The sequence below is a fragment of the Dongia sp. agr-C8 genome, assembly GCF_054658695.1.
Map to the genome: position 1 here is coordinate 1224767 of NZ_BAAGHZ010000001.1, position 22885 is coordinate 1247651.

Annotated in this window: 19 protein-coding genes; 6 read left to right on the forward strand and 13 right to left on the reverse strand. The window is 65.4% G+C overall.

Going from position 1 to position 22885, the window contains the following annotated elements; genetic code table 11:
* Nucleotides 1–87: 87 nt before the first annotated feature.
* The 4 genes from ACYQ4T_RS05635 to ACYQ4T_RS05650 form a co-directional block, all read right to left on the reverse strand.
* The gene (locus ACYQ4T_RS05635) at nucleotides 88–1560 is read right to left on the reverse strand and encodes a sugar ABC transporter ATP-binding protein (protein ID WP_459851298.1); all 1473 of its coding nucleotides are present in this window, start codon (nucleotides 1558–1560) and stop codon (nucleotides 88–90) included.
* Between the two features lie 117 nt (nucleotides 1561–1677).
* A complete protein-coding gene (locus tag ACYQ4T_RS05640) occupies nucleotides 1678–2691 on the reverse strand; it encodes a substrate-binding domain-containing protein (protein ID WP_459851299.1) in 1014 nt (337 codons plus the stop codon).
* Between the two features lie 234 nt (nucleotides 2692–2925).
* Nucleotides 2926–3900: a GntR family transcriptional regulator gene (locus ACYQ4T_RS05645; protein WP_459851300.1), complete on the reverse strand. Its 975-nt coding sequence runs from the start codon at nucleotides 3898–3900 to the stop codon at nucleotides 2926–2928.
* Nucleotides 3901–4008: 108 nt separating this feature from the next.
* Nucleotides 4009–4446, reverse strand: coding sequence for a hypothetical protein (locus ACYQ4T_RS05650; RefSeq protein ID WP_459851302.1), 438 nt, complete (start codon nucleotides 4444–4446; stop codon nucleotides 4009–4011).
* Between the two features lie 281 nt (nucleotides 4447–4727).
* On the opposite strand from ACYQ4T_RS05650, the gene ACYQ4T_RS05655 reads away from it, so the two are divergent.
* Nucleotides 4728–6374: an ATP-binding protein gene (locus ACYQ4T_RS05655; RefSeq protein ID WP_459851303.1), complete on the forward strand. Its 1647-nt coding sequence runs from the start codon at nucleotides 4728–4730 to the stop codon at nucleotides 6372–6374.
* 104 nt (nucleotides 6375–6478) lie between these two features.
* A complete protein-coding gene (locus tag ACYQ4T_RS05660) occupies nucleotides 6479–6931 on the forward strand; it encodes an N-acetyltransferase family protein (RefSeq protein WP_459851305.1) in 453 nt (150 codons plus the stop codon).
* On the opposite strand, the gene ACYQ4T_RS05665 is transcribed toward ACYQ4T_RS05660, so the two are convergent.
* From ACYQ4T_RS05665 to wrbA, 5 genes are all read right to left on the reverse strand, one after another.
* The gene (locus ACYQ4T_RS05665; protein ID WP_459851307.1) at nucleotides 6928–7758 is read right to left on the reverse strand and encodes a polyphosphate kinase 2 family protein; all 831 of its coding nucleotides are present in this window, start codon (nucleotides 7756–7758) and stop codon (nucleotides 6928–6930) included. The genes ACYQ4T_RS05660 and ACYQ4T_RS05665 overlap by 4 nt on opposite strands.
* A gap of 148 nt (nucleotides 7759–7906) precedes the next feature.
* A complete protein-coding gene (gene serA / locus ACYQ4T_RS05670; RefSeq protein WP_459851309.1) occupies nucleotides 7907–9490 on the reverse strand; it encodes a phosphoglycerate dehydrogenase in 1584 nt (527 codons plus the stop codon).
* A 2-nt stretch (nucleotides 9491–9492) separates the two neighbouring features.
* Complete coding sequence (locus tag ACYQ4T_RS05675; protein WP_459851310.1) at nucleotides 9493–10656, reverse strand: phosphoserine transaminase; 1164 nt, start codon at nucleotides 10654–10656, stop codon at nucleotides 9493–9495.
* 206 nt (nucleotides 10657–10862) lie between these two features.
* On the reverse strand, nucleotides 10863–11441 hold the full coding sequence (locus tag ACYQ4T_RS05680; RefSeq protein WP_459851311.1) for a hydrolase: 579 nt from the start codon (nucleotides 11439–11441) through the stop codon (nucleotides 10863–10865).
* Nucleotides 11442–11554: 113 nt separating this feature from the next.
* Entirely contained in the window at nucleotides 11555–12157 is a 603-nt protein-coding gene (gene wrbA, locus ACYQ4T_RS05685; protein WP_459851312.1) for an NAD(P)H:quinone oxidoreductase, read from the reverse strand.
* Between the two features lie 113 nt (nucleotides 12158–12270).
* Here wrbA and ACYQ4T_RS05690 point away from each other — a divergent pair, with 113 nt between their 5' ends.
* Together ACYQ4T_RS05690 and ACYQ4T_RS05695 are read left to right on the forward strand one after the other, a co-directional pair.
* Nucleotides 12271–13257, forward strand: a complete 987-nt coding sequence (locus tag ACYQ4T_RS05690) for a LysR family transcriptional regulator (RefSeq protein WP_459851313.1) — start codon at nucleotides 12271–12273, stop codon at nucleotides 13255–13257.
* A complete protein-coding gene (locus ACYQ4T_RS05695) occupies nucleotides 13247–13930 on the forward strand; it encodes a cytochrome b/b6 domain-containing protein (RefSeq protein WP_459851314.1) in 684 nt (227 codons plus the stop codon). The genes ACYQ4T_RS05690 and ACYQ4T_RS05695 overlap by 11 nt, the downstream gene beginning before the upstream one ends.
* Here the strand turns inward: ACYQ4T_RS05695 and ACYQ4T_RS05700 are convergent.
* Nucleotides 13927–14385 (reverse strand): c-type cytochrome, encoded by a 459-nt coding sequence (locus ACYQ4T_RS05700; RefSeq protein ID WP_459851315.1) that lies wholly within the window; start codon nucleotides 14383–14385, stop codon nucleotides 13927–13929. The genes ACYQ4T_RS05695 and ACYQ4T_RS05700 overlap by 4 nt on opposite strands.
* Nucleotides 14386–14604: 219 nt before the next feature.
* Between ACYQ4T_RS05700 and ACYQ4T_RS05705 the strand changes: the two genes are divergently transcribed.
* Nucleotides 14605–16224: a CYTH and CHAD domain-containing protein gene (locus ACYQ4T_RS05705; RefSeq protein WP_459851316.1), complete on the forward strand. Its 1620-nt coding sequence runs from the start codon at nucleotides 14605–14607 to the stop codon at nucleotides 16222–16224.
* Here the strand turns inward: ACYQ4T_RS05705 and ACYQ4T_RS05710 are convergent.
* Genes ACYQ4T_RS05710 through ACYQ4T_RS05720 form a run of 3 tightly spaced genes read right to left on the reverse strand, consistent with a single transcriptional unit; the run spans nucleotide 16221 to nucleotide 20414 of the window.
* Nucleotides 16221–16736, reverse strand: a complete 516-nt coding sequence (locus tag ACYQ4T_RS05710) for a SixA phosphatase family protein (protein WP_459851318.1) — start codon at nucleotides 16734–16736, stop codon at nucleotides 16221–16223. The two genes, ACYQ4T_RS05705 and ACYQ4T_RS05710, sit on opposite strands and share 4 nt — an antisense overlap.
* Before the next feature lie 32 nt (nucleotides 16737–16768).
* Nucleotides 16769–18028 (reverse strand): PepSY-associated TM helix domain-containing protein, encoded by a 1260-nt coding sequence (locus tag ACYQ4T_RS05715; RefSeq protein WP_459851319.1) that lies wholly within the window; start codon nucleotides 18026–18028, stop codon nucleotides 16769–16771.
* A 7-nt stretch (nucleotides 18029–18035) separates the two neighbouring features.
* Nucleotides 18036–20414: a TonB-dependent siderophore receptor gene (locus ACYQ4T_RS05720; protein ID WP_459851321.1), complete on the reverse strand. Its 2379-nt coding sequence runs from the start codon at nucleotides 20412–20414 to the stop codon at nucleotides 18036–18038.
* A 300-nt stretch (nucleotides 20415–20714) separates the two neighbouring features.
* Here ACYQ4T_RS05720 and ACYQ4T_RS05725 point away from each other — a divergent pair, with 300 nt between their 5' ends.
* On the forward strand, nucleotides 20715–22883 hold the full coding sequence (locus tag ACYQ4T_RS05725; protein ID WP_459852040.1) for an RNA degradosome polyphosphate kinase: 2169 nt from the start codon (nucleotides 20715–20717) through the stop codon (nucleotides 22881–22883).
* The last annotated feature ends 2 nt before the right edge of the window (nucleotides 22884–22885 follow it).

Below are 22885 nucleotides of genomic sequence, written 5' to 3' on the forward strand. Positions count from 1 at the left end.
GGAAAGGCGTGGATCCCGGGACCAAGTCCCGGGATGACGGCGGTGTTTGTGGCGCCGTCAATGCAACGCCGTAGAGAGCCTGCATCATCACGCGCTTTCCTTGAACGAGGATTGCAGGATCTTCTGCTCGGTCATCTCCTCGCGCGGCAGGTCGGCGACGATGCGGCCGTTCCTAAAGACGTAGATGTGGTCGCAGTGGGTGAGCTCGTCCATTTCCGTCGTGTACCAGAGGAAGGTGCGGCCGGCGGCGGCCTCGGCGCGCAGGAGATCGTAGACTTCGAGCTTGGTGCCGACATCGACGCCGCGCATCGGGTCGTCCATCAGCACGATCTCGGCGTCGGAACCGAGGGCGCGGGCGAACACCGCCTTCTGCTGGTTGCCGCCGGAGAGTGAGAGGATGTTGTTGCCCATGTCCGGGGTGCGGATCTTGATCCGCTGTTGCCAGGATTCCGCCATCTCGGTCTCGCGCTGCGGATCGACCAGCTGGTGCCGCAGCATGCGCGGGAGCGACCGCACGGTGACGTTCCGCGCGATCGACCAGAGCGGGAAGATGCCCTCGGTCTGGCGGTCGCCGGCGATGAAGGCGACCGGCCCCTGGACAGCGACGCCATGCATGCGATCGACCGCGCCGGCGAAGACCTGCAGCAGCATCCGGGTCTGGCCGTGGCCGGCGAGGCCGGCGAGGCCGATGATCTCGCCGCGATGCGCGACCAGTTCCTGCGCGTCGGCCTGCAGCGCGGATTTCGCGCGCACCACGACCGGGGCGCGGCTGCGCTCGCGGGTCTCGCGCACTTCCTGCGCGGCGCGATGCTCGACCACGGTGCCCATGGCGCCGACCAGGGAGTCACGATCGAACTGCCCGGCCGGGCGCTCGGCGACCACCTTGCCGTCCTTCATCACGACGACGCGGTCGGAATATTGCAGGATCTCGCCGAGGAGATGCGAGATCAGGATTACGCTGCGGCCGCGCGCGATCTCGCGGCGGACGAATTCCAGCAGCTGCCTGGCCGTCGCGGCGTCCAGCGAGGAGGTGGGTTCGTCGAGGATGACCAGGTGCAGCGGCGCGTCGGTGACGGTGAAGGCGCGGGCGATCTCCACCATCTGGCGCTGGCCGAGGCTGAGGTCGCCGACGGTGTCCCCCGGCTTGATGCCGTGGCCGGGCAGGATCTCGTCGAGCTTGTCCTTGATCAGCTTCCCGGCGCGCTGCTTCCAACCGAAGCCTTTGAGCGCCGGGTGCATGATCCGGGTGTTCTCCGCCACGGTGAGGTTGGGGCAGAGCGAGAGTTCCTGGAACACGCAGCGGATGCCGTGTTTGTGTGCGGCGCTGACCGAATAGCCGCCGGCCAGGTCGGTTCCATGGATTTCGATGGCGCCGGTATCCGGCGTGAGGGTGCCGGCCAGCACGTTCATCAGGGTGGATTTGCCGGCGCCGTTATGGCCGACCAGCCCCAGGCATTCGCCGGCGCCGACCGCGAGGTCGACGCCGGCCAGGGCGCGAACGGCGCCGAAGCTTTTCGCCACGCCCTTCAGGCTGACGATCTGCTCCGGCTGCGTTCCCATATGGTCCTCGTTCTCAAATCAATCGTCATTGCCGGGCTTGACCCGGCAATCTCGCGCAGACTGGAGCGAGATGCCCGGATCCCGTCCGCGGGGTCCGGGCATGACGGCCTTCTTGATTTACTTCGCGCCGGCGACGACCTTCTTGGCGTCTTCCAGCGTGTACTCGGTGTTGGCGACGCCGCCCTTCTCGGTGTTGGCGAGATTGGCTTCGAGATTGTCCTGATCGATGCGCAGGAACGGCACGGTCAGGTCCTTCGGCACTTCCTGGCCGTCGAGGATCATCTGCGCCACCCAGAAGGCGAGGGTCGAGACGCCCGGCGCGATCGAGACCGACATGGTCTTGTAGCCGTTCGCGTCCTTCTGCTCCTTCCACCACTTCAGCTCGTCCTCGCGGTTGCCCATGATGATGAGCGGGGTGGGGCGGCCGGCGGCCTTGAAGGCCTGGGCCGCGCCGTAGCCGTCACCGCCCTGGGTGACCACGGCCTTGATCTCCGGCAGCGAGGGCAGGATGCCGGCGACGGCCTTCTGCGCCACGTCCTGCGCCCAGTCGCCATGGACCGAGCCGACGATCTTGAACTGCGGGTTCTCTTTGACACCTTCCTCGATGCCGGAATGGATCGCGTCATCGACGAACACGCCGGCGAGACCGCGGATCTCCAGCAGATTGCCGCCGTCCGGCATGTTGGCCTTCAGATAGTCGATCTCCGACTTGCCCATCGCCTTGAAGTCGACGGCGACGCGCCAGGCGCAGGGCTCGGTCACGATGCCGTCGAAGGAGACGACGACGATGCCGGCGTCGCAGGCCTGCTTGATCACGCCGTTCAGCGCATCCGGCGAGGCGGCGTTGACGACGATCGCGTTGTAGCCCTGCAGGATCAGGTTCTGGATCTGCGCCGCCTGCTCGGTGACCTGGTTCTCCGAGGTGGTGAAGGGATCGGCCGCGGCGACGACGCCGTCGGCGACCGCCTGCTTGGTCACCTTGTCCCAGCTCTTCAGCATCGCCTGGCGCCAGGAATTGCCGGCGTAGTTGTTGGAGAGCGCGATCTTCTTGTCCTTGGTGTCGGCCATGGCGCTGGCACTGGCGATCGCCAGGGCAATCGCGGTCGCGCCGATCAGAGTCTTCTTAAGCATGGGGTATCCTCCGTTCTCCCGTGATGACGATGTTCGTGGTTTCTTGTGTCGGGTCTCACGCCTTCTTGGTCTCCTCCGCCGGAGGCGACAGCATGAAAGCAGCTTTATCTGAAATTCGGCCCCTGTCCTCATCGTCGCGCGTCACCTCGCGCGATCTTGTTGCGGCGACGCTAACACGACCGGTTTTCGCATGCAATGTTCATACAATTGCCCGGACGTCTTGGCGAGCCCGGTTCAGCCGATATAAGGGAGATCCGAGCCGGCGAAGCTCCTCCGGAAAACGGCCAGGCGATCGATCACCTTTGCCCGCGCGGTCTTGAGATGGGCCAGCATCCGGCCTTCGACTTCCGCCGGGTCGTTGCGCAGCATGGGCCGGACGATGTCCAGATGCTCGGCCATGAACGGTTCGGTCGCGGGATAGGAAACCTGGGCGCCGAGCATGTGCTTCTGGGTGAAATGCAGGCAGCGGGTGCGTTTCAACGCCTCCATGATCTCCTTGTTCTCGCAATAGCCGAGCATGGTGACGTGGAGATCATGCTCCAGCGCATCCATCTCGGCGGCGCTGACGTTGGGATAGGCGGCGAGCGCCGCTTCCAGCCGCGCCGCCATGCCGGCCAGAACCTCGGCCGGCACCCGGCCAATGCCGGCGGCCATCGCCTTAGGCTCCAGGAGCTCGCGCAGGTCGTAGAGATCGCAGACCCGCTTCTCATCGAGCGGCACCACGTACCAGCGCAGCCGCTCGTCCTTCGCCAGCAGCCCGGTCGATTGCGCCTGGACCAGCACGTCATGGGCGACGGTGCGGCCGACCTTGTAGTGGCGGGCGAGCTCGACCTCGTTGACCCGGAACTTGCCCAAGGCGGAGTGGAAGATCAGCGCGCGTTCGACGCTGTCGTAGATCCGCTGCCAGGCCCAGGTGCGCGGCAGCTCCGGATTGGCCTCATCGAGGCCGAGCAGGCCGGCGGTGACCGGCACGCGCCGCGGCGCCTTGGCGGAGCCGACCACGAAGCCACGCCCTTCGAAACGCTGGATCACGCCACGCTCGGATAGATCGCTCAGCGCCTGTTTGACCGGGGTCCGGCTCGACCCGAAGATCGCCGCCAGCGAGCCTTCCATCAGGATCGTGCCCGGCGCCAGGCGGCCGGCCTTGATGCTGTCATGCAGGATCACCGCGATCTTGCGATAGACCGGCAGGTCTTCTTGCTCTTGCATCGGCTTCATCCGCGGCGGGCTCCACATCCGGCAACGGCAGGGGCAGAGGCTAGCCGAATTTTCGGAGCAGGGCGAGGATTGCGGAGTGCCGTCCTATTAGGCCCTGGCTTATTTCGGCTTGGCCGCGAAACGCTGGGCATCGAGGTGGTGCAGCAGCCTGGTGCTCCGGGCCCGGACCTGGACGCAGAGCATAAGATTGTCGCCCGAAGCGGACAGCGACTTTTCGGCGGCCCGCGGCAGCGGCACGCCGACCTGGCGGCAATAGGCGATCATTGCCGCACCCAGCTGCTCGGCGGTGAATTCCCGCTCGGTCAGCTCCCCACTGCTGTCGTCGCGAATCCCCAAGGTGACCGCGATATCCGGCTCCGAACGGACCGCGCAACGTTCCAGCCGCCCGGGCGGCAGTGGTTGGTTGGCGGCGGCGGCCAGGAACTTGATCGCCGCGATCAGGGCGTCTTTCGGAAAGGTGATGGTGCGGACCTCGGACAGAGCCGGCAGCCCCAGATCCGGGTTCGAATACCAGGTCTGCTCCTTGCTGGCGATCACGGCTGGATCGCCCCTTTCTCCGAATAGTTTTTAGACAAACTCGGCATGATTTCGATCTGTTCTGTAATGATAATAGGAAAACAAGTATTCATTGAAAAAACTATAGAATAGACCCGTTACCCAATCGTAAATCCGGGTTCCCCGCAAATCCTTGCCCGAAAAGAATATTTTCCGAACTGCCGCGATTGGAATCCGCGCGCCCGCCAGCTAATAATGCGTCAGGAATCGGCTGGGCGGTGGGCGCAGACCAGCTTGATCAAGGGTTTGGGGAGAATCAGTCGATGCCGGCGCAGATTGGCCAGGTGACGGAAGTCACCGGCTCCAACATCAAAGCCTTGATGGATGCAGCCCAGCTCAGCGCGGCCCAGTCGGGGTCGGGCGGCGATCAGGGCGTCACTGTCGGCAGCATGGTCGAGGTGCAGAGCGGGACAGCCCGTGTCCTTGGCATCGTCTCCGCGATCCGCAGCGCCGGCGCCGACAAGGGCGCGGTCATGGACATCAGCCTGGTCGGCCAGTTCGTGTCGAACCCCAACGGCGGGTCCGACTTCAAGCGCGGTGTGGCGCGCTGGCCGGCGATCGGCTCGCCGGTCCTGACCGTTGCCGAGGCCGATGCCGGCTCGGTGGTGAAGACCACCTCGACCAGCACGGTCCATATCGGCAAGGCGGAGTTCAACGGCACACAGGACATCTATCTCGATGTCGACAACCTGCTGCGGACGCATTTCGCGATCTTCGGGAGCTCCGGCTCGGGTAAGACCTCGACCACCTCGGTGATCCTCCGCGCGATCCTGGAGCGGCTGCCGAACGCGCATATGGTGCTGCTCGATCCGCACAACGAATACGAAGGCGCCTTCGCCGGAATGACCGAGCGGCTGACGCTCCAGACCCTGCGGCTGCCCTACTGGATGCTGCAGTTCAAGGAGCTCTGCGCGGTCTTCAAGGTGCTGCCGGAATCCGAATACGCCTCCGAGGTGAAGATCCTGCGCGAGGCGGTGGTGCAGGCGAAGACGCTCTATGCGGGCATCGCCGCCGGTGGGGTTTCGAAGGCCCCGACGACCGCGACGGCCGGCACCTCGACTTCCAGTCTCAATCTCGACAGCCCGGTGCCGTTCCGCCTCTCGGATTTCCGCCGCATCATCAACGACATGATGGGCAAGCTGGACAATCCCGAGGCGATCCAGAGCTATCTCCGGGTCCTCAATCGCCTGGAGGAGCTCACTTCCGACGACCGTTACGGCTTCATGTTCGGTCCGCAATTCGTCCGCGACGTGATGGGCGAAGTGATCTGCCAGCTGACCCGCATCCCGGTCGAAGGCAAGCCGATCACCACCATCGACCTCTCCGACATTCCCGAAGAGATCGTGGACGTGGTGGTGTCGGTCGTTTTCCGCACCATCTTTTCCTTCGCGGTCTGGAGCGGGGAGGAGGGCGCGGTGCCGACCGTGCTGGTCTGCGAGGAAGCGCACCGCTATCTCTGGGACGACCGCAGCGGCAAGACCATCTCGCTCGCGGTTCACGCCGCCGGCCAGGTGGCGAAGGAAGGCCGTAAGTACGGTGTGGGCCTGGGCGTGATCTCGCAACGTCCGTCCGAAGTCTCGCCGTCGATCGTGTCGCAATGCGGCACCATCATCACCCTGCGCCTCGGCAACGAGCGCGACCTCGCCTTCGTGAAGAACGCGCTGCCGGATTCGGCGGCGGGCCTGATGCAGGCGCTGCCCGCGCTCAACACCCGCGAGGCGATCGTGTTCGGCCAGGGCGTTGCCTTTCCCACGCGCCTCACGGTCAACGAGCTGCCGGCCTCGGCGCGGCCCAGGCAGAAGGTGAAGTCCTTCATGGAGGCCTGGTCCAACGACACCACCGACACCGGCCTGGTCGCCCGCACCATCGAGCGCTGGCGCTCGCGCCTGCATCATATCCGCCGGGCCTGATCGCGGGCCGGCATGGATCTGCGTCGGCGGCTCTGGTCGGCGGTGATCGGCGCGCTCCTGGCGCTGGCGACGCTGGCGCTGTTCTATGAACTCGCACCGACGCCGTGACCGCCGCGGTCCGCAAGGCCGGCCGCGCCGACCTGCCGGCGATCGTCGCCATGCTGGCCGATGACGTGCTGGGGCAGTCGCGCGAGGCGCCGGGCGATCCGGCTTACGCCGAGGCCTTCGCCGCGATGGAGCGCGACGCGAACCAGTTTCCGGCGGTGCTCGAGGAGGACGGCGAGATCGTCGGCTATCTGCAGCTCACCTTCATCCCCGGACTCTCGCTGAAGGGCATGCTGCGCGGCCAGATCGAGAGCGTCCGCATCGCCTCGTCCCGCCGCGGGCAGGGGCTGGGCCATGTGCTGCTGCAATGGGCGATCGCGGAATGCCGGCGGCGCGGCTGCGGCATGGTGCAGCTGGCGATGAACAAGTCCCGCGACGATACCCTGCGCTTCTACCAGGCGCTCGGCTTCGTCGCCAGCCATGAGGGCCTGAAGCTCAGCCTAATCCCCTAGTCGCCGCGGCTCTTGCGCGGCTTGCCGCGGCGTTCCACCAGGGGCACGTCGCCGAACTCCTTGTGTGCGATCTTCAGCACCTTGGGGTCGATGATCGGCTCGCTCCACTTCATGCCCTTGTGCAAGGCGTCGACGATGACGTCGATCGCGGCGAGCCGGGCCGAGGGCTTGTGGTCCGACTGGATCGCGTGCCAGGGCGCGTGCTTGGTCGAGGTCTTGTCGAACATGTCCTCGATCGCCTTGACGTAGTCGTCCCACTTTTCGCGGTTGCGGAAGTCCTCGTAGGAGAGCTTCCAGCGCTTCAGCGGGTCGCGCAGGCGATCCTCGAAGCGTTTCAGCTGCTCGTCCTTGGTGACCGAGAGGAACAGCTTGATGACGCGGATGCCTTCGTCGTGCAGCTGCCGCTCGAAGGCGTTGATCTCGCCATAGGCGCGCTTCCAGGCCTCCGGCTTGGCGAAGCCCTCGACTCGTTCCACCAGCACCCGCCCGTACCAGGAGCGGTCGAAGACCGCGAGCTGGCCGTTGGCGGGCATCCGGATCCAGAAGCGCTGCAGATAGTGCTGCTTCTGCTCGATCGCATCCGGGGCGCCGATCGGCCAGACCTTGAGGCTGCGGGGATCGAGCGCCCAGGCAATGCGCCGGATGGTGCCGCCCTTGCCGGCCGCGTCCATGCCCTCGAACACGATGACCGCGCGGTCGCCGGTGAAGAGATAGGCATGTTGCGCCCGCTCCAGCTTCCGTTGCAGCTCGGTGAGGCGTACGTCATAGGTCGCCTCCTCCAGCTTCGCGAGGGGCTTCAGCTTGTCGAGGCGGATGCTCTTGGCCATGGCTGCTTCCTGTGGGTCGAGGCCAGGCAATTGAGCACTGGATCAACCGTCAGCGCAATGCATGAAGCACTCGGCCCGCATCAACCCGGACCCGCACCCAGCTTTGGGGGCGGGAAGAAGGAAAGCGCCGTCGCTCGCCGATCCCGCGCTAGAAGTTCAGCGCCTTGGCCTGTTTCACGCCGGGGAGCGCCTGGACCTCGTCGATCAGGTGGTTGGGCAGGGCGCCGTCGATCTCCACCAGGGCGATCGCGTCCTGGCCCGGGGCCGAGCGGCCCAGCGCAAAGGTCGCGATGTTGACCTTGTGGTCGCCGAGCAAGGTGCCGAGGCGGCCGATGAAGCCGGGCTTGTCCTCGTTGGTGACGTAGAGCATGTTCGGCCCGAGCTCGGCGTCGATCTTGATGCCCTTGATCTCGACCACCCGCGGGCGCTGGTCGGCGAACAGCGTGCCGGCGACGTCGCGCCGCCAGCGCTCGCTCTCGACGCTCAAGCGAATCAGCGTGTGGAAGTCGCCCTCGCGGTCGGTCTTCACTTCGGAGACTTCGATATCGCGCTCCTTGGCCACCAGCGGCGCGTTGACCATGTTCACCGAATCGAGCTGCGGCTTCAGCAGGCCTTGCAGCAGGATCGCGGTCAGCGGCCTTGTGTTGAGGCTGGCCACATGCCCCTCGTACTCGACGATCACCTTGCGGATGCCGGTCTCGGTTGCCTGGCCGGCGAAGGCGCCGAGCTGCTCGGCGAGCTTCATATATGGCTTCAAACGCGGCGCTTCCTCGACCGTGACCGAGGCCATGTTGATCGCGTTGGTGACGGCGCCGTGCAACAGGAAGTCGGACATCTGCTCGGCGACCTGCACCGCGACGTTGAACTGCGCCTCGGTCGAAGAGGCGCCGAGATGCGGCGTGCAGACCACGTTCGGGTGGTTGAACAGGATGTTCGCCTTCGCCGGCTCCTCGGAGAAGACATCGAGCGCCGCACCCGCGACCTGGCCGGAATCGAGGGCGCCCTTGAGGTCCGCCTCGACCACCAGGCCGCCGCGGGCGCAGTTGATCAGCCGCACGCCCGGCTTGCACTTGGCCAGCGCCTCGGCGTTGATGATGCCGCGGGTCTGGTCGGTCAGCGGCGTGTGCAGGCTGATGAAATCGGCGCGCTTCAGCAGGGTGTCGAGATCGACTTTCTCGACGCCGAGATCGACGGCGCGTTCCGGCGACAGGAACGGATCGAAGGCGATCACCTTCATCTTCAGGCCCTGCGCCCGGTCGGCGACGATCGAGCCGATATTGCCGCAGCCGACCACGCCCAGCACCTTCGCGTATAATTCGACGCCGACGAAGCGCGATTTCTCCCACTTGCCGTCATGGGTGGTGCGGTCGGCCAAGGGGATATGCCGCGCGAGCGCCATCATCATGGCAATGGTATGCTCGGCCGTGGTGATGTTGTTGCCGAACGGCGTGTTCATGACGCAAATGCCGCGCGCGGTCGCGGCCTTGATGTCGATGTTGTCGACGCCGATCCCCGCCCTCCCGATCACCTTCAGCTTCTTCGCCGCGGCGATAGCGTCGGCCGTGGCCTTGGTGGCCGAGCGCACGGCGAGGCCGTCGAAGCCGGCGATGATCTCGATCAGCTCTTTCGGCTTGAGGCCGGTCTTCACTTCGACATCGACGCCGCGATCCTTGAATATCTGCACCGCCTCGGGGGCGAGCTCGTCGGCGATCAGGACTTTCGGTTTGCTCATGATTAGGCCGCCTTCTCGGTCTTGGCTTTGACTTGCGCATAGGCCCAGTCCAGCCAGGGCAGCAGCGCCGCGATATCGGTCGCCTCGACGGTGGCGCCGCACCAGATGCGCAAGCCCGGTGGCGCATCGCGATAGGCGCCGAGGTCGAAGCCGACGCCTTCCGCCTCGATGGTCGCCGCCAGCTGCTTGGCGACCTCCTGCTGCGCCTCGGGGCTCAGCGCCAGGAACCAGGCGTCGACGATCTTCAGGCAGACGCTGGTGGTCGAGCGGGTCTTGGCATCCTCGGCCAGGAAGGCCGCCCAGGTGCTGCGCGCGACCCAGTCGGAGATCTGCGCGACGTTGGCCTCGGTGCGCCCGATCAGCCCCTTCAAGCCGCCGATCCGTTCGGCCCAGGCGAGAGCGTCCAGCTGATCCTCGACGCAAAGCATCGAGGGGGTGTTGATGGTCTCGCCCTTGAAGATGCCTTCGCTCAATTTTCCGCCTGCCGTCATGCGGAAGACCTTGGGCAAGGGCCAGGCCGGCTTATGGGTGGTGAGGCGTTCGACGGCGCGCGGCGAGAGTGCGATCATGCCATGCGCGGCTTCGCCGCCCAGCACCTTCTGCCAGGACCAAGTGACGACATCGAGCTTGTCCCAGGGCAGGTCCATCGCGAAGGCGGCGGAAGTCGCGTCGCAGATGGTGAGGCCTGCGCGATCGGCCGGGATCCAGTCCGACGCCGGGAGGCGCACGCCGGAGGTCGTGCCGTTCCAGCAGAACACCAGGTCATGCGTCCAGTCGATCGCCTTGAGCTGGGGCAGCGCGCCGTAGGGCGCTTCCAGCACCGTTGCGTTCAACTTGAGCTGGCCGGTGATGTCCTTGGCCCAGTCCTTGGAGAAGCTCTCGAAGGCGAGCACGGTGATCGGCTTCGGCCCCAGCAGCGACCAGAGCGCCATCTCGACCGCGCCGGTGTCGGAGCCGGGCACGATGCCGATGCGATAGTCGGCTGGCACGCCGAGAATCTTGCGGGATTGATCGATCACCGCGGCGAGCTTGGCCTTGCCGGGCTTCGATCGGTGCGAGCGGCCGAGCGCCGCGTTTTCAAGGAGGGAAAGAGTCCAGCCCGGGCGCTTGGCGCAGGGCCCAGACGAAAAAAGCGGCCGCTGAGGCCGCCCCGTCGGACGTGTCATCGGCGTTCCTTCCAGAACGATGCGCTCCGTTGGGGGAGCGTGACCCGCCGCCGATATTGGGGAAATTCGCGTCGCTGTCAATCGTGTTTGTCGGCCACGCGGGGGTGTATGCAGCTGACGATCTCTTGGTCGTCACCCGCGGACTTGATCCGCGGGTCTCGTGTCGACGAAGACAGATGCCCGGATCAAGTCCGGGGATGACGACTTTATTGGGCGAGCGCCGCGATGATTTCCGCGCTCGAGCGGATCAGCGATACCCGCGGCAAAGTCTTCTCGATCGCGAACCGGTGCAGCTCGGGGCCGACGCTGCTGCATGCATCTTCGGCGATCACGGCAGTGTAGTTGTGCTGCCAGGCGTCGCGCGCCGAGGACTCGACGCCGAAATTGGTCGCGATGCCGCCGAAGACCAGATGCGTCATGCCGCGCCGGCGCAGCTGCAGGTCGAGCTCGGTCCCATGGAACGCGCTCCAGTGCCGCTTGGTGATCCAGAGGTCCGGCGCGATGGCGGCGATTTCCGGCGCGTAGTCTGACCAATCCGCCGGCAGGCCGCCCGGCGGCAGGATCATCGGCACGTCGGTCAGGCCTTGCGGCCGGTCGGCATAGTCAGCGGCGAAGGCGACGCGCACATAGACCAGCATTGCACCGGCCTTGCGAGCACCATCAGCCAGCCGCGTCGCGGCCGCGACGATGTCGGCGGGGCCATGCGGCGAGAGATTGAAGCCCAGCGTCCCCTTCTGCACATCGATCAGGACGAGGGCGGTGCGCTTCGCATCGAGCGTCAGCATCGGACAGACTCCATCATCGGGGATGGAAGCTATATGGCCGTCCACGGCAGGGCCCGCAACGCAAAACGGCCGGAGCTTGCTCCGGCCGTTCGTGCTGCTCCGCGATTGTCAGCTTACTTGCTGAGCTTCGCCGCGATCTTCGCCACGTGCTCGCCCTGGAAGCGGGCCATGCCGAGCTCCTGCTCGCTCGGCTGGCGGCTGCCGTCGCCGCCGGCGATGGTCGAGGCGCCGTAGGGCGAGCCGCCCTTGATCTCATCGACGCCCATCTGCGCCTGGCAGGAATAGGGCAGGCCGACGATGACCATGCCGTGATGCAGCAGCACGGTGTGGAAGCTGGTGATCGTGGTCTCCTGGCCGCCATGCTGGGTGGCGCTGGAGGTGAAGACGCTGCCGACCTTGCCGACCAGGGCGCCCTTCATCCAGAGCCCGCCGGTCATGTCGAGGAAGGTCTTCATCTGCGCGGCCATGTTGCCGTAGCGGGTCGGCGTGCCGAAGATGATGGCATCGTAGTCGCCGAGCTCGTCCACGGTCGCGACCGGCGCCGCCTGGTCCAACTTGAAATGGTGCTGCTTGGCGATGTCGGCCGGCACCGTCTCCGGCACGCGCTTCAGGACGACTTCGGCGCCGCCGACTTTATTGGCGCCCTCGGCAATGGCCTGCGCCATCTTCTCGATATGGCCGTAGCTCGAATAGTAAAGCACCAGCACTTTGGTCATGACTCTCTCCGGGGAATCTTCTGGGTAGGGGCCTGATACTTCGTGCCGGAGCGGACCGGTGACAATCGCCCTTGAAGTGATAAGATTGTCAACGCAATGGGAACAATGCGGGAATGGCGATGGATCAGGTTGCGGCGATGCGAAGCTTCCGCAAGGTGCTGGAGCTCGGCTCATTTTCCGCGGCGGCGCGCCAGCTCGGGCTTTCCAAGGCCGCCGTCTCCAAGCAGGTCTCCGAACTCGAGGCCTATCTCGGCGCTACCTTGATCCACCGCACCACCCGTCGGCTGCACCCGACCGATGCCGGCCAGGCCTATTTCGAGAGCGCGGTGGGCCTGCTCGATGAACTGGAAGCGGCGGATGCGGCGGTCCGGCATCTGCAATCCGAGCCGTCGGGAACCTTGCGGGTCAGCGTGCCCAGCGCCTTCGGCCAGGTCTGCCTCTCCGCCATGCTGTCGGAACTCAGCCGCCGCCACCCGAAGCTCACCGTGTCGGTCGAGGCAACCGACCGCCTGGTCGACCTGGTGGAGGAGGGGTTCGACGCGGCGATCCGCATTCGCGCGACGCTGCCGGATTCAACGCTCATCGCCAAGCGCATCCGCCAGATTCCGATCCACGTCGTGGCGGCGCCGAGCTATCTCAAAGCTCACGGCACGCCACAGAAGCCGGAGGATCTGGCCCGGCACAACTGCTTCATCTACACCTTGAGCAGCCGGCCCTTCGAATGGAGCTTTAAGGGCCGTGGTGGGTCCAAAGGGGGCCAGGTGAAGGTGCGCGGGACCATCCATGCCAATCACGGACATTTGTTGCTGGAACCGCTGCGCGACGGCGAGGGAATCGCCATGTTGCCGGAGTTCCTGCTCGCACAGGATCTCGAAAAGGGGACCATCGTGCCGATCCTGACCAAGTTCCCGGCGGATCCGCTGACGCTGTTCGTCGTTTATCCGCCGAGCCGCCATTCCAGCCCCAAGATCCGGGCCCTGGTCGATATCGTCGGCGAGTGGTTCGCGCCCAGCCAGACCTGGGAGACCACGATGGAAAGGCCGACCACGCGCAGCCGTGCCGCACTTCGACAAAAGGAGCGCAATCTCCATGGCGCCTAATTCATCCACCGTCACCGCCGATCTCGCGCCGGTCCGGGTCTGGGACCCCTATGTCCGCGCTTTCCATTGGCTGCTGGTGATCGGCATCGTCGCCGCCTGGATCACGGGGGAGAACGGCTGGATGGAAACGCATTACCAGATCGGTCTCGCCATCGGCGGGCTGATCCTGTTTCGCATCCTCTGGGGCTTCGTCGGGTCATCGACGGCGCGCTTCACCCAGTTCATCAAGGGACCGGGCGCGGTCGTTGCCTATATGAAGACCATGTTCGCGCGGAAACCATCGCATGCCTTCGGACACAATGCCGGCGGCGGCCTGATGGTGGTCGTCCTGCTGCTCGTGGTCGGGATCCAGGCGTTCACCGGCCTGTTCAACGCCGACGACGTGGTGTTCGAGGGCCCGTTCTATGACAACGTTTCGGAAGCCACGGCGAAGCTCGCGGGCAACCTGCACGGAGCCATGTTCAACATCCTGCTGGCGTTGATCGCGCTGCACGTCCTGGTGATCGCGGTTTATCTGGTCTGGAAGCGTGAGAACCTGGTGCGGGCCATGGTGACCGGTCGCGCGATTCTGCCAAAAGGAAACGGCGAGGCTGATTTCGCCTCGCCGTTTCGGGCTCTGATCGTGGCCGCGATTGCCGCGGTGCCGCCGATCCTGGTCTATGTCCTGAATTAGTCTTCTTTCTTCTTGTTATCCTTGTGGCAGGCGCCGCACATCTTCGCGGTCTTGTCGAACTGCGCGCGCACCGTCGCGAGATCGCCGGACTGGCCGGCCGAGGCGAGCATGGTCGCCTCGGTCTTCAGGTCGTCGGCATGCTTGGTGAAGGCGTCCCAGTTTTCCCAGATGTTCGGCAGCGCGGCGGTCTTGCCCTGATCGGAGCCCTTGGGGAACAGGGAAGGAATGAGGCCGGCGACCTCGACGATCTTATTGGCCGGCGCCACCACGTCCGCGGCATTGCCGCCGGCGTCGATGATGCCTTTGATCGCCTTGAGGCTCTTGCCCATTTCCTTCATGTCGGCCTGGCGCGTCTGGATGATGTCGTCCGCCGCCCAGGCCGCGACCCCGCCGACCGTAATGGCAGCAGCGGCACAGACGGCCTTGGCCCAGGCCGCATTCTTCAACCTTGTCATTGCGACTCCCTCGCTGACGGGTGATTGGAGGCGCGATTATGCGGTCTCCGTTAACCGACCGCATTGGTCTTAGGCCTATGTTCACGCTCTTGTGAGAAATCGCTAGGCTGCAACAATAGCGTCACGGAACAGTCACTTTTTCATACTGGGGCGTGACCATAAGGTCGCGCCGGGGAAATCGGACTCGTTGATTTCATGGCGGTGGAAACAGAACTTAAGTTGCTCCTGCCGCCGGACACGGCTGCCGGAATCCTCCGCCGGCCGGCGTTGCGGAGCCTGCTCGTTCCGGCGGCCGATGCGGTCGCGACAGCCGAACCGGTCCTGAATGCCGGCGTCGAAACGGAGCCGGAGCCCAGTCTCGCCGGTCTGCACCGCACGCGGCTGGAATCCACCTATTACGACACCGCCGATCAATGGCTCGCCGGCCAGCGCATGGCCTTGCGGGTGCGGAAGATCGGCCGGAAGCGGATCCAGACCCTGAAAGCCCCGGCCTCCGGACCGGGCGGCCTGCAGAATTTCCAGGAGATCGAGGCCGAGATCGCCGCCGACCGGCCGCAGCCCTCGGCCGTCACCGACCGGAAGCTCAGCCGCAAGCTCGAGCGCGAGAATATCTGGCGGCGCCTCCGCCCGATCTTCGAGACCAAGTTCCATCGCTCGGCCTTCCTGACCGAGCATGGCAGCTCGATGATCGAGGTGGCAGTGGACCTCGGCTCCATCACCGCCGGCGGGCGGCGCCTGCCGATCGCCGAGATCGAACTCGAGCTGAAATCCGGCACGCCCGGCGCGCTTTACGACCTCGCCGAGCAGCTTGCGCTGCAACTGGCCGAGGAGGTTCCAGTCCGGCTCGGCGCCGAGACCAAGGCGGCGCGCGGCTATGCCCTGGCGGAAGGCCGCGATCCGCAGCCGCACAAGGCTCAGCCGATCACCCTTTCTCCCGAGCTTTCGACCGAGGAAGCCTTCGTCGCCATCGTCAACAATTGCCTCGAGCAGCTGCGCGCCAATGAAGAAGCGGTGCTGTCGACCGAGGATGACGAGGCGATCCACCAGTTCCGCGTCGCGTTGCGCCGGCTGCGCGCGATCGTCAGCGCCTATCGCGACCTGGTGGATGACGGCGTCCAGGCCATGATCTCGATCGACCTCAGGTGGATGCAGCGCCAGTTCGGCCCGGCCCGCGATCTCGACGTGCTGATCGCCGAGACCCTGCAGCCGATCCACAACCGGCTGCGCGCGCAGCCCGCTTTCGCTCAGTTGATCGAGACCGCCGAGACGGCCCGCGCCGAGGCGCGCCGCGCCGCCCATCTGGCGATCGAGAACCCACGCTATGTCTCGATGCTGATCCAGTTCTATCGCCACCTTCATTCCGGCGACTGGCGTCGCGCTTCGGGGCGGGCGCGCCTTGGCGCGCCGGTCGGTGACTTCGCGCGGCCCCTGCTGCAGTCGCGGCACAAGCGATTGATGCGGCTCGGCGCCCGCTACGACCTGTTGCCGGAACCCGAGTTGCACCGGCTGCGCATCCTGGCGAAGAAAATGCGCTACGCGGCGGAGGCGTTTCATTCGCTGTTCAAGCCCAAGCCGACCAAGAAATACATCGCGTCGCTGACGGCGATCCAGGACAGCCTTGGCTCACTGAACGATGCCTTCGTCAGCCGCCAGCTCCTGAGCACCCTGGCGCAAAGGCTGATGGTCGATCGCGGCATGGCGGCGGCCGACGCCAACCTGCTGCAGGGCCTGGTGCTCGGCTGGCAGACCGCGCGGATCGACCGCGACCTCTCCGGCTTCGACGAGGTCTGGAAGAACTTCGCCGAAGAGAAGCGCTTCTGGAACGACGCGAAGGGCTAGTCGAGGTCGCGCGGCCGCGTGAAGGCGAGCAGCTTGCCGCTGCCCGGCGGCAAGTCGCTCCATTGCGCGACGTCGAAACCGAGGACCGCGATCGCCGCGGTCGGGAACTTGCCATGCATATTGGCCAAGGCCTTGGCATCGCCGCTGCCGGCGAGCAGACTGGCGAGACTGCCGATGCCGGGATTGTGGCCGAGCAGCAGCACCGTCTCCGCCGTCGCGGGCACCTTGTTGATCTCGCTCAGCATCTCCCGGGGCGGTGCCAGGTAGAGCGCCCGGGAATACTCGATCACGGTGTCCGCCGGCAGGCTCGGCTTCATCAGGTCCAGCGTCTCGCGGGTCCGCTGCGCGGTCGAGCAAAGCACGACATCGGGCCGATAGCCCGCGCCGGCGAGCCAGGCCCCCATCTGCGGCGCCGCCTTGCGGCCACGGCCGTTCAGAGGCCGGTCGGCGTCTTTCTGATGCGAATCGTGCCAGGCCGACTTGGCATGGCGCATGAGGATCAGGGTCTTCATGGCGTCGAGGTTAGCACGGTGGCCGGATTCCGCTACTCTGCGCTGACGACCTTGCGGTGAAGTGCCGGCGGCCGCCGCACCGCGACGCGGGCGCGGCGCTTCCGGAGCCAGATCACCACGCCGGTGACCGACAGGGCGGCGACCACCAATCCCATAGCCGAGATCAGAATCCGTCCCGGGATGCCGAGGATGCGACCGGAATGCACCGGGAACTGCATCTGCAGGAAGATATCTCCGGCGGTGCCGCGCCAGGGAATCCAGTCGCCGATATAGCCTCCGTCCTGGCTGTCGAAGTAGAGCACCGGATTGCCGAGGCCGAGCCCGTCACCGTGCACCTCGCCGGTGTTGAAGAACCGCACGCCGTAGACGCCGAACTCCGGCGAATAGAAGATGTCGCCGGCCGGAGCGGTGAATCCGCGGCTCTGCGCCTCTGCCTTGCCGTTCTCCAGCACCTGGGCATAGGAGACCTTGGGGTCGATCATCCGGTCCTGCGGCTGCATCGCGCGCGTGTCGAACGGGGTCGGCGTGAAGCTGGAGACGGCGGTTACGATCGGCCGCGCTACTTCCTCGTAGAGATTGAGCGAGACCGCGCTGATCGCCAGCACGAAGAGCAGCAGCCAGGTCCAGAGGCCGAACGCGCGGTGGATGTCGAAGTTGATGCGATAGGCGGAGCCGCCGGTCTTGATCTTCCAGGCAGGCTTCCACCGGCTCCACCAGCTCCCGACTCGCGCGCCCGCGCGCTTCCCCATCGGCAGGGTCAGGTAGAAACCGACGAAGCAGTCGATCATCCAGAGCAGGGCGATGCCGCCCATCAGCCAGTCGCCCCAGCGGTCGATGCCCCAGAACGCCGGGATGTGCAGGTTGTAATGCAGCACATAGAGGAAGGAGACGAAGGTCTCGGTCGTGATCGGCCAGGCGGCGCCCCATTCGCGCTTGCCGCGGACCTCTCCGGTCACCGGATCGACGAAGATCTCGTTATATCCGGTATCAAAGAGGCCCTGCGCCGCGGGGTCGTAGCGGGGATGGAGGCCGAAGGATAGGCTGTGCCCCTCCTCCGGCAGCAGCGGTACGTAGGTGACATAGGATTGCCTCTCCTCGGCCGCCAGCTTGTCGGCCAAGACCAGTGGGTCGAGGAAGGGCCCGCGGCCCGGCGACTCCACAAGATGCGGGTTGATCAGCGCGTCCAGTTCAAGGTCCCAGGAGATGACCGCGCCGGTCAGGCCGGCGACGAACAGGAACCCCGCGATCGTCAAACCAACAAAGCGGTGGATCAGGACCAAGGCAGTCCGCATCGCGCCACTACCAGCTGACTTTGACGGCGCCGGTCACAGTGCGACGCTCGCCGTAATAGCAGTAGAAGTCGCAGGCCGTGACGTAGACGTTGTCGAGCAGATTCGAGACGTTGAGCTGGAAGGTGAAGTAGCTCCAGCTGTAGCGGGCGGCGGCATCGACCAGCCAGTAGCCGGGTGTCCGGAGGTCGTTGGCGTAGCTCAAGGTCGAGCCGTAGTAGCGGACGCCGGCACCGAAGCCGAGGCCTTGGAGGTCGCCCTCCGGCACCGTGTAATCGGCCCAGAGCGAGGCGGTGTGCCGCGGCGTGTCGCCCGGACGGTCGCCCTGGCTCTCGTCCTCGGTCTCGGTCACCCTGGCATCGAGGAAAGTATAGGCACCGAGCAGGTTGAGCCCGTCCGCGAGGCTGAGGCGGGTTTCGAGCTCGATGCCGCGGTTCCTGACTTCGCCGGTCTGGATGCTGTTGGTCGGGTCATTGGGATCGGTGGTGAGGACGTTCTGCCGCGTCAATTCGAAGGCCGAGAGCGTCACCGAGCTCTTGATCCCCTCCGGCTGGAACTTCAGCCCGACCTCGTACTGGTCGCCGGTCTCCGGCTCGAACGGCTGGCCGCCGGCATCGGTGCCGCCGGTCGGCTTGAACGAAGTCGCGTAGCTGACGTAAGGCGCGAGGCCGAGCTCGGACAGATAGAGCAGTCCGGCGCGCCAGGTCAGGGCCTCGTCGTTCTGCAACGTGGTCTCCTGCGCGACCTTGTCGCGTGTCGATGTGCGGGCGAAGTCGTAGCGCAGGCCCGCCAGCAGCCGCCAACGGTCGATCGCCAGCTGGTCCTGGGCATAGAGGCCGACCTGGCGCGCATCCTGATACGTCTTGGTGCTGATCGCCGGCATGGCAACATCGGCGCCGTAATCGGGGTCGTAGACGTCGATCGACGGTGCCGGCCCGTCGCCGAACTCGGCGTCGCTGAACTGGTTCCAGAAATCGACACCGACGAGGGTGGTGTTCTTCACTCGGCCGCTGCCCAGATCGAGCTGCGCCTGGTTGTCCACCGCGACGGCGTTCGAACTTTCCACCGCGATCGAGGCGATGCGGTCGAGGGTCCTGAGATCGGCCTGCAGGCCAGCGCCGTAGACCGTGCGGTAGTCAAGGTCGAGATGGCCGTAGCGGACGTTCTGCCGCAGTGTGATCTGGTCGGTCGGTGTCGTCTCGAACTGATAGCCGAACGAATAGCGACGCTCGTTGTGCCCGTCGAAACCGGGTTCGCTGGTGAAGGTATCGGTTGATATCTTGCCGTGCGGGTTGTCCTGGATGGTGCCCTCATAGGGCAGGAAGTTGATCGCGGACCCGACCTGGTCCTCCTGGAAGTCGGCGAGGAAGGTCACCCTGGTCTCCTCGTTCGGACTCCAGGTCAGGCTCGGTGCGAAGTAACCGCGGTTGTCCTCGGCATGGTCCACCTGGGTCTCGCTGTAGCGCCCAAGGGCGACGACGCGGTAGAGCAGATCGTCATCCTCGGTCAGCGGCCCGCTGAAGTCGGCGGCCAGCTCCTCGCGCCACCAGGTGCCGCTGCGGAGCTGAACTTCGTGGATCGGCGTCTCCGAAGGCAGCTTGCTCACCAGATTGATGAGGCCGCCTGGCGAGGTCTGGCCGTAGAGCACGGAAGCGGGGCCTTTCAGCACCTCGATCCGCTCCAACCCATAAGGCTCGACCTTCCACCAGCCGTAGACGAGTCCATCACTCGGGGTCCGGAGGCCGTCGTGATACTGGCCCTCGTCGAAGCCGCGCACCGAGATCCAGTCGCCGCGGGTGTCGACGCCGTAGATGTCCGGCTGGACTCCCGCGGTGTAGTGCAAGGCTTCCGCTACCCGCTCGACGTTCTGGGTATCCATCTGCTCGCGCGGGATCACGGTGATCGATTGCGGCGTCTCAATGAGCGGCGTGTCGGTCTTGGTGCCGGTGGCGCTGCGCTCGGCGACATAGCCGTCGACCGGTCCGTTGGCGCTCTCGCTTGTGCCCTCGGCCGTGACCGGGAGGGGATTGAGCAGCACAGGACCACCCTGCGCGGTATTCGCCGCGGCCGGCTCGATCGCGACCGTCGCCGTGTCCGCCATGCGATAGTCGAGTCCGGTTCCGGCGAGCAGCGCCGCCAGGGCCTCGCGCGCCGTCATCACCCCGCGCACGCCCGGGGTGCGCATTCCGGCGATCGCCTTGCTGTCGACCATTACCCGGATCGCGGTGACCTGCTGAAACCGCGTCAACGCGACCGCCAGCGGCTCGGCAGGAAGCTCGAAATCGAAGCGCGCCTCGGCCTGTGCCGTCTCGACCGGAAACCCGCCAGACCAAGGATCCAGGACGACCGCATCCGCTGCCTGCAGTTCGGCTTCCCATCCCTCCGCCATGGCAGCTCCCGGGGCGCCGGCGAGAATCAGCAATGAGCCCAGAATCGAACCCACCAGCCAATGGTAACCCTTTGGTAGGATAATCATTTACCCGTGCCATCCCCAAGTTTCAGGAGGCAAGAAAGTAACGCAATTAAGAATCATTCGCAAATAGAACTGGAGGTGACAGTTTTGTTGAACCCGGGCGGAAATTAACGATGCGGGATGAATTGACCTTTTAAATGTCCTAGCTTCGAGGACCATGGGATCCGGTGCGAGACCGGCGGAGGAAAAGCTGTGGCGGATTCGGCGATCAAGGCGTTGGACGATCAGAAGCAACCGGCGAATGACGGCGCGGCTGCCTATCAGGGCGAGCTCAGCCGGTTCGTTAACCGGGAGCTTTCCTGGCTCGCCTTCAATGAGCGGGTGCTGGAAGAGGCGGGGAACAAGAACCACCCGCTGCTGGAGCGCCTGCGCTTCCTCTCGATCTCGGCCAACAACCTCGATGAATTTTTCATGGTGCGGGTCGCCGGCCTCCGCGGCCAGGTGCGCGCCAATGTCTCCGCGGTCAGCGCCGACGGATTGACCCCGCGCCAGCAGTTGGCGGCGATCAACCAGCGCAGCGGCGAGTTGATGCGCGACCAGCAGACGCATTGGCGGACGCTCCGCCAGGAACTGCGCGACAACGGCCTTTGCGTGGTCGATGTCGCCGAGATCACGCCGGCCGAGAAGGAGTGGCTCGACAGCTACTTCCTCGACCAGATTTTCCCGGTCCTGACGCCGATGGCGATCGACCCGGCGCATCCCTTCCCGTTCATCCCGAACCAGGGATTTGCGATGGTGATGCAGCTGAAGAACACCGCCGACGGCAAGATGATGAAGGCGCTGATCCCGGTGCCGAACCAGCTGCCGCGCTTCATCCGCTTCCCCGGCATCGATCCGAAGAATGTCCGCTTCCTGACCCTGGAAGCTTTGGTGGGGCTCTATCTCCACCGCCTGTTCCCCGGCTACGAGCTGGTCGACCACGGCTATTTCCGGCTGATCCGCGACAGCGAGATCGAAGTGATGGAAGAGGCGGAGGACCTGGTCCGCCTGTTCGAGACCGCGCTGAAGCAGCGGCGCCTCGGCTCGGTCATCCGCCTCGAGGTCAATGCCGAGATGCCGGAAGACCTGCTGGCCGAGATCATCGACGAGCTCGATGCCAGCCGCGAGGACGTGTTCCTGCTGGACGGAATCATCGGTCTGCCCGCCACCTCGAAGCTGATCATCGACGAGCGGCCGGACCTGAAGTTCCAGCCGTTCAATCCGCGCTTCCCGGAGCGCATCCGCGACATGAAGGGCGACTGCTTCGCCGCCATCCGCCAGAAGGACATCGTCGTCCATCACCCGTTCGAGAGCTTCGACGTCGTCGTGCAGTTCATTCTGCAAGCGGCGCGTGATCCCAATGTGGTCGCGATCAAGCAGACGCTCTACCGCACGTCGGAAGACTCACCGATCGTCAAGGCGCTGATCGAGGCGGCGGAGGCGGGCAAGTCGGTGACCGCCCTGGTTGAACTCAAGGCCCGGTTCGACGAGGCCGCCAACATCCGCTGGGCCCGCGACCTGGAACGGGTCGGCGTGCAGGTGGTCTACGGCTTCGTGCAGCTGAAGACCCATGCCAAGGTCTCGATGGTGATGCGCCGCGAAGGCGCCAACCTCAGAACCTATGTGCATTACGGCACCGGCAACTATCACCCGATCACCGCCAAGGTCTACACCGACCTGAGCTTCTTCACGTCGGACCCGGGCCTCTGCCACGACGCCGCGCGGATCTTCAACTATATGACTGGCTATGCGCGTCCCGAGGGCACCGAGAAGGTCGCCTTCGCGCCGATGACGCTGCGCCCGACCCTGCTGAAGCTGATCGACGACGAGATCGAGCATGCCAAGGCCGGCCGGCCCGCGAGCATCTGGGGCAAGGTCAACTCGCTGGTCGATCCCGGCATCATCGATGCGCTCTACAAGGCGAGCGGCTTCGGCGTGAAAGTGCATCTGGTGGTGCGCGGCATCTGCTGCCTCCGCCCCGGTGTGCCCGGCATGTCGGAGAACATCCGGGTGAAGAGCATCGTCGGGCGCTTCCTGGAACATTCGCGCATCGTCTGCTTCGGCGCCGGCCATGCGCTGCCGTCGCGCAATGCCAAGGTCTTCATCTCCTCCGCCGACTGGATGCCGCGCAACCTCGACCGCCGACTCGAGCTGCTGGTTCCGATCGAGAACCCGACCGTGCATCAGCAGATCCTCGACCAGATCATGGTCGCCAACCTGAAGGACAACCTGCAGAGCTGGGAAATGGACCAAAGCGGCGAGTATCGCCGGCTGAGCCCGCCGGAAGGCAAGGAGGGCTTCAGCGCCCATACCTTCTTCATGACCAATCCAAGCTTGTCAGGGCGCGGCTCGGCGCTTAAGAAGCAGAAGAAAGCACCCAAGCTCGACCTGCTGCAGAAGGCTTAAAG

Excerpts from the sequence above, each read along its gene's own strand:
- ACYQ4T_RS05635 (WP_459851298.1), bottom strand. The coding sequence starts at position 1,560 with ATGGGAACGCAGCCGGAGCAGATCGTCAGCCTGAAGGGCGTGGCGAAA.
- ACYQ4T_RS05640 (WP_459851299.1), bottom strand. The coding sequence starts at position 2,691 with ATGCTTAAGAAGACTCTGATCGGCGCGACCGCGATTGCCCTGGCGATC.
- ACYQ4T_RS05645 (WP_459851300.1), bottom strand. The coding sequence starts at position 3,900 with ATGCAAGAGCAAGAAGACCTGCCGGTCTATCGCAAGATCGCGGTGATC.
- ACYQ4T_RS05655 (WP_459851303.1), top strand. The coding sequence starts at position 4,728 with ATGCCGGCGCAGATTGGCCAGGTGACGGAAGTCACCGGCTCCAACATC.
- ACYQ4T_RS05665 (WP_459851307.1), bottom strand. The coding sequence starts at position 7,758 with ATGGCCAAGAGCATCCGCCTCGACAAGCTGAAGCCCCTCGCGAAGCTG.
- serA (WP_459851309.1), bottom strand. The coding sequence starts at position 9,490 with ATGAGCAAACCGAAAGTCCTGATCGCCGACGAGCTCGCCCCCGAGGCG.
- ACYQ4T_RS05675 (WP_459851310.1), bottom strand. The coding sequence starts at position 10,656 with ATGACACGTCCGACGGGGCGGCCTCAGCGGCCGCTTTTTTCGTCTGGG.
- ACYQ4T_RS05680 (WP_459851311.1), bottom strand. The coding sequence starts at position 11,441 with ATGCTGACGCTCGATGCGAAGCGCACCGCCCTCGTCCTGATCGATGTG.
- wrbA (WP_459851312.1), bottom strand. The coding sequence starts at position 12,157 with ATGACCAAAGTGCTGGTGCTTTACTATTCGAGCTACGGCCATATCGAG.
- ACYQ4T_RS05690 (WP_459851313.1), top strand. The coding sequence starts at position 12,271 with ATGGCGATGGATCAGGTTGCGGCGATGCGAAGCTTCCGCAAGGTGCTG.
- ACYQ4T_RS05695 (WP_459851314.1), top strand. The coding sequence starts at position 13,247 with ATGGCGCCTAATTCATCCACCGTCACCGCCGATCTCGCGCCGGTCCGG.
- ACYQ4T_RS05700 (WP_459851315.1), bottom strand. The coding sequence starts at position 14,385 with ATGACAAGGTTGAAGAATGCGGCCTGGGCCAAGGCCGTCTGTGCCGCT.
- ACYQ4T_RS05710 (WP_459851318.1), bottom strand. The coding sequence starts at position 16,736 with ATGAAGACCCTGATCCTCATGCGCCATGCCAAGTCGGCCTGGCACGAT.
- ACYQ4T_RS05715 (WP_459851319.1), bottom strand. The coding sequence starts at position 18,028 with ATGCGGACTGCCTTGGTCCTGATCCACCGCTTTGTTGGTTTGACGATC.
- ACYQ4T_RS05720 (WP_459851321.1), bottom strand. The coding sequence starts at position 20,414 with ATGGCGGAGGGATGGGAAGCCGAACTGCAGGCAGCGGATGCGGTCGTC.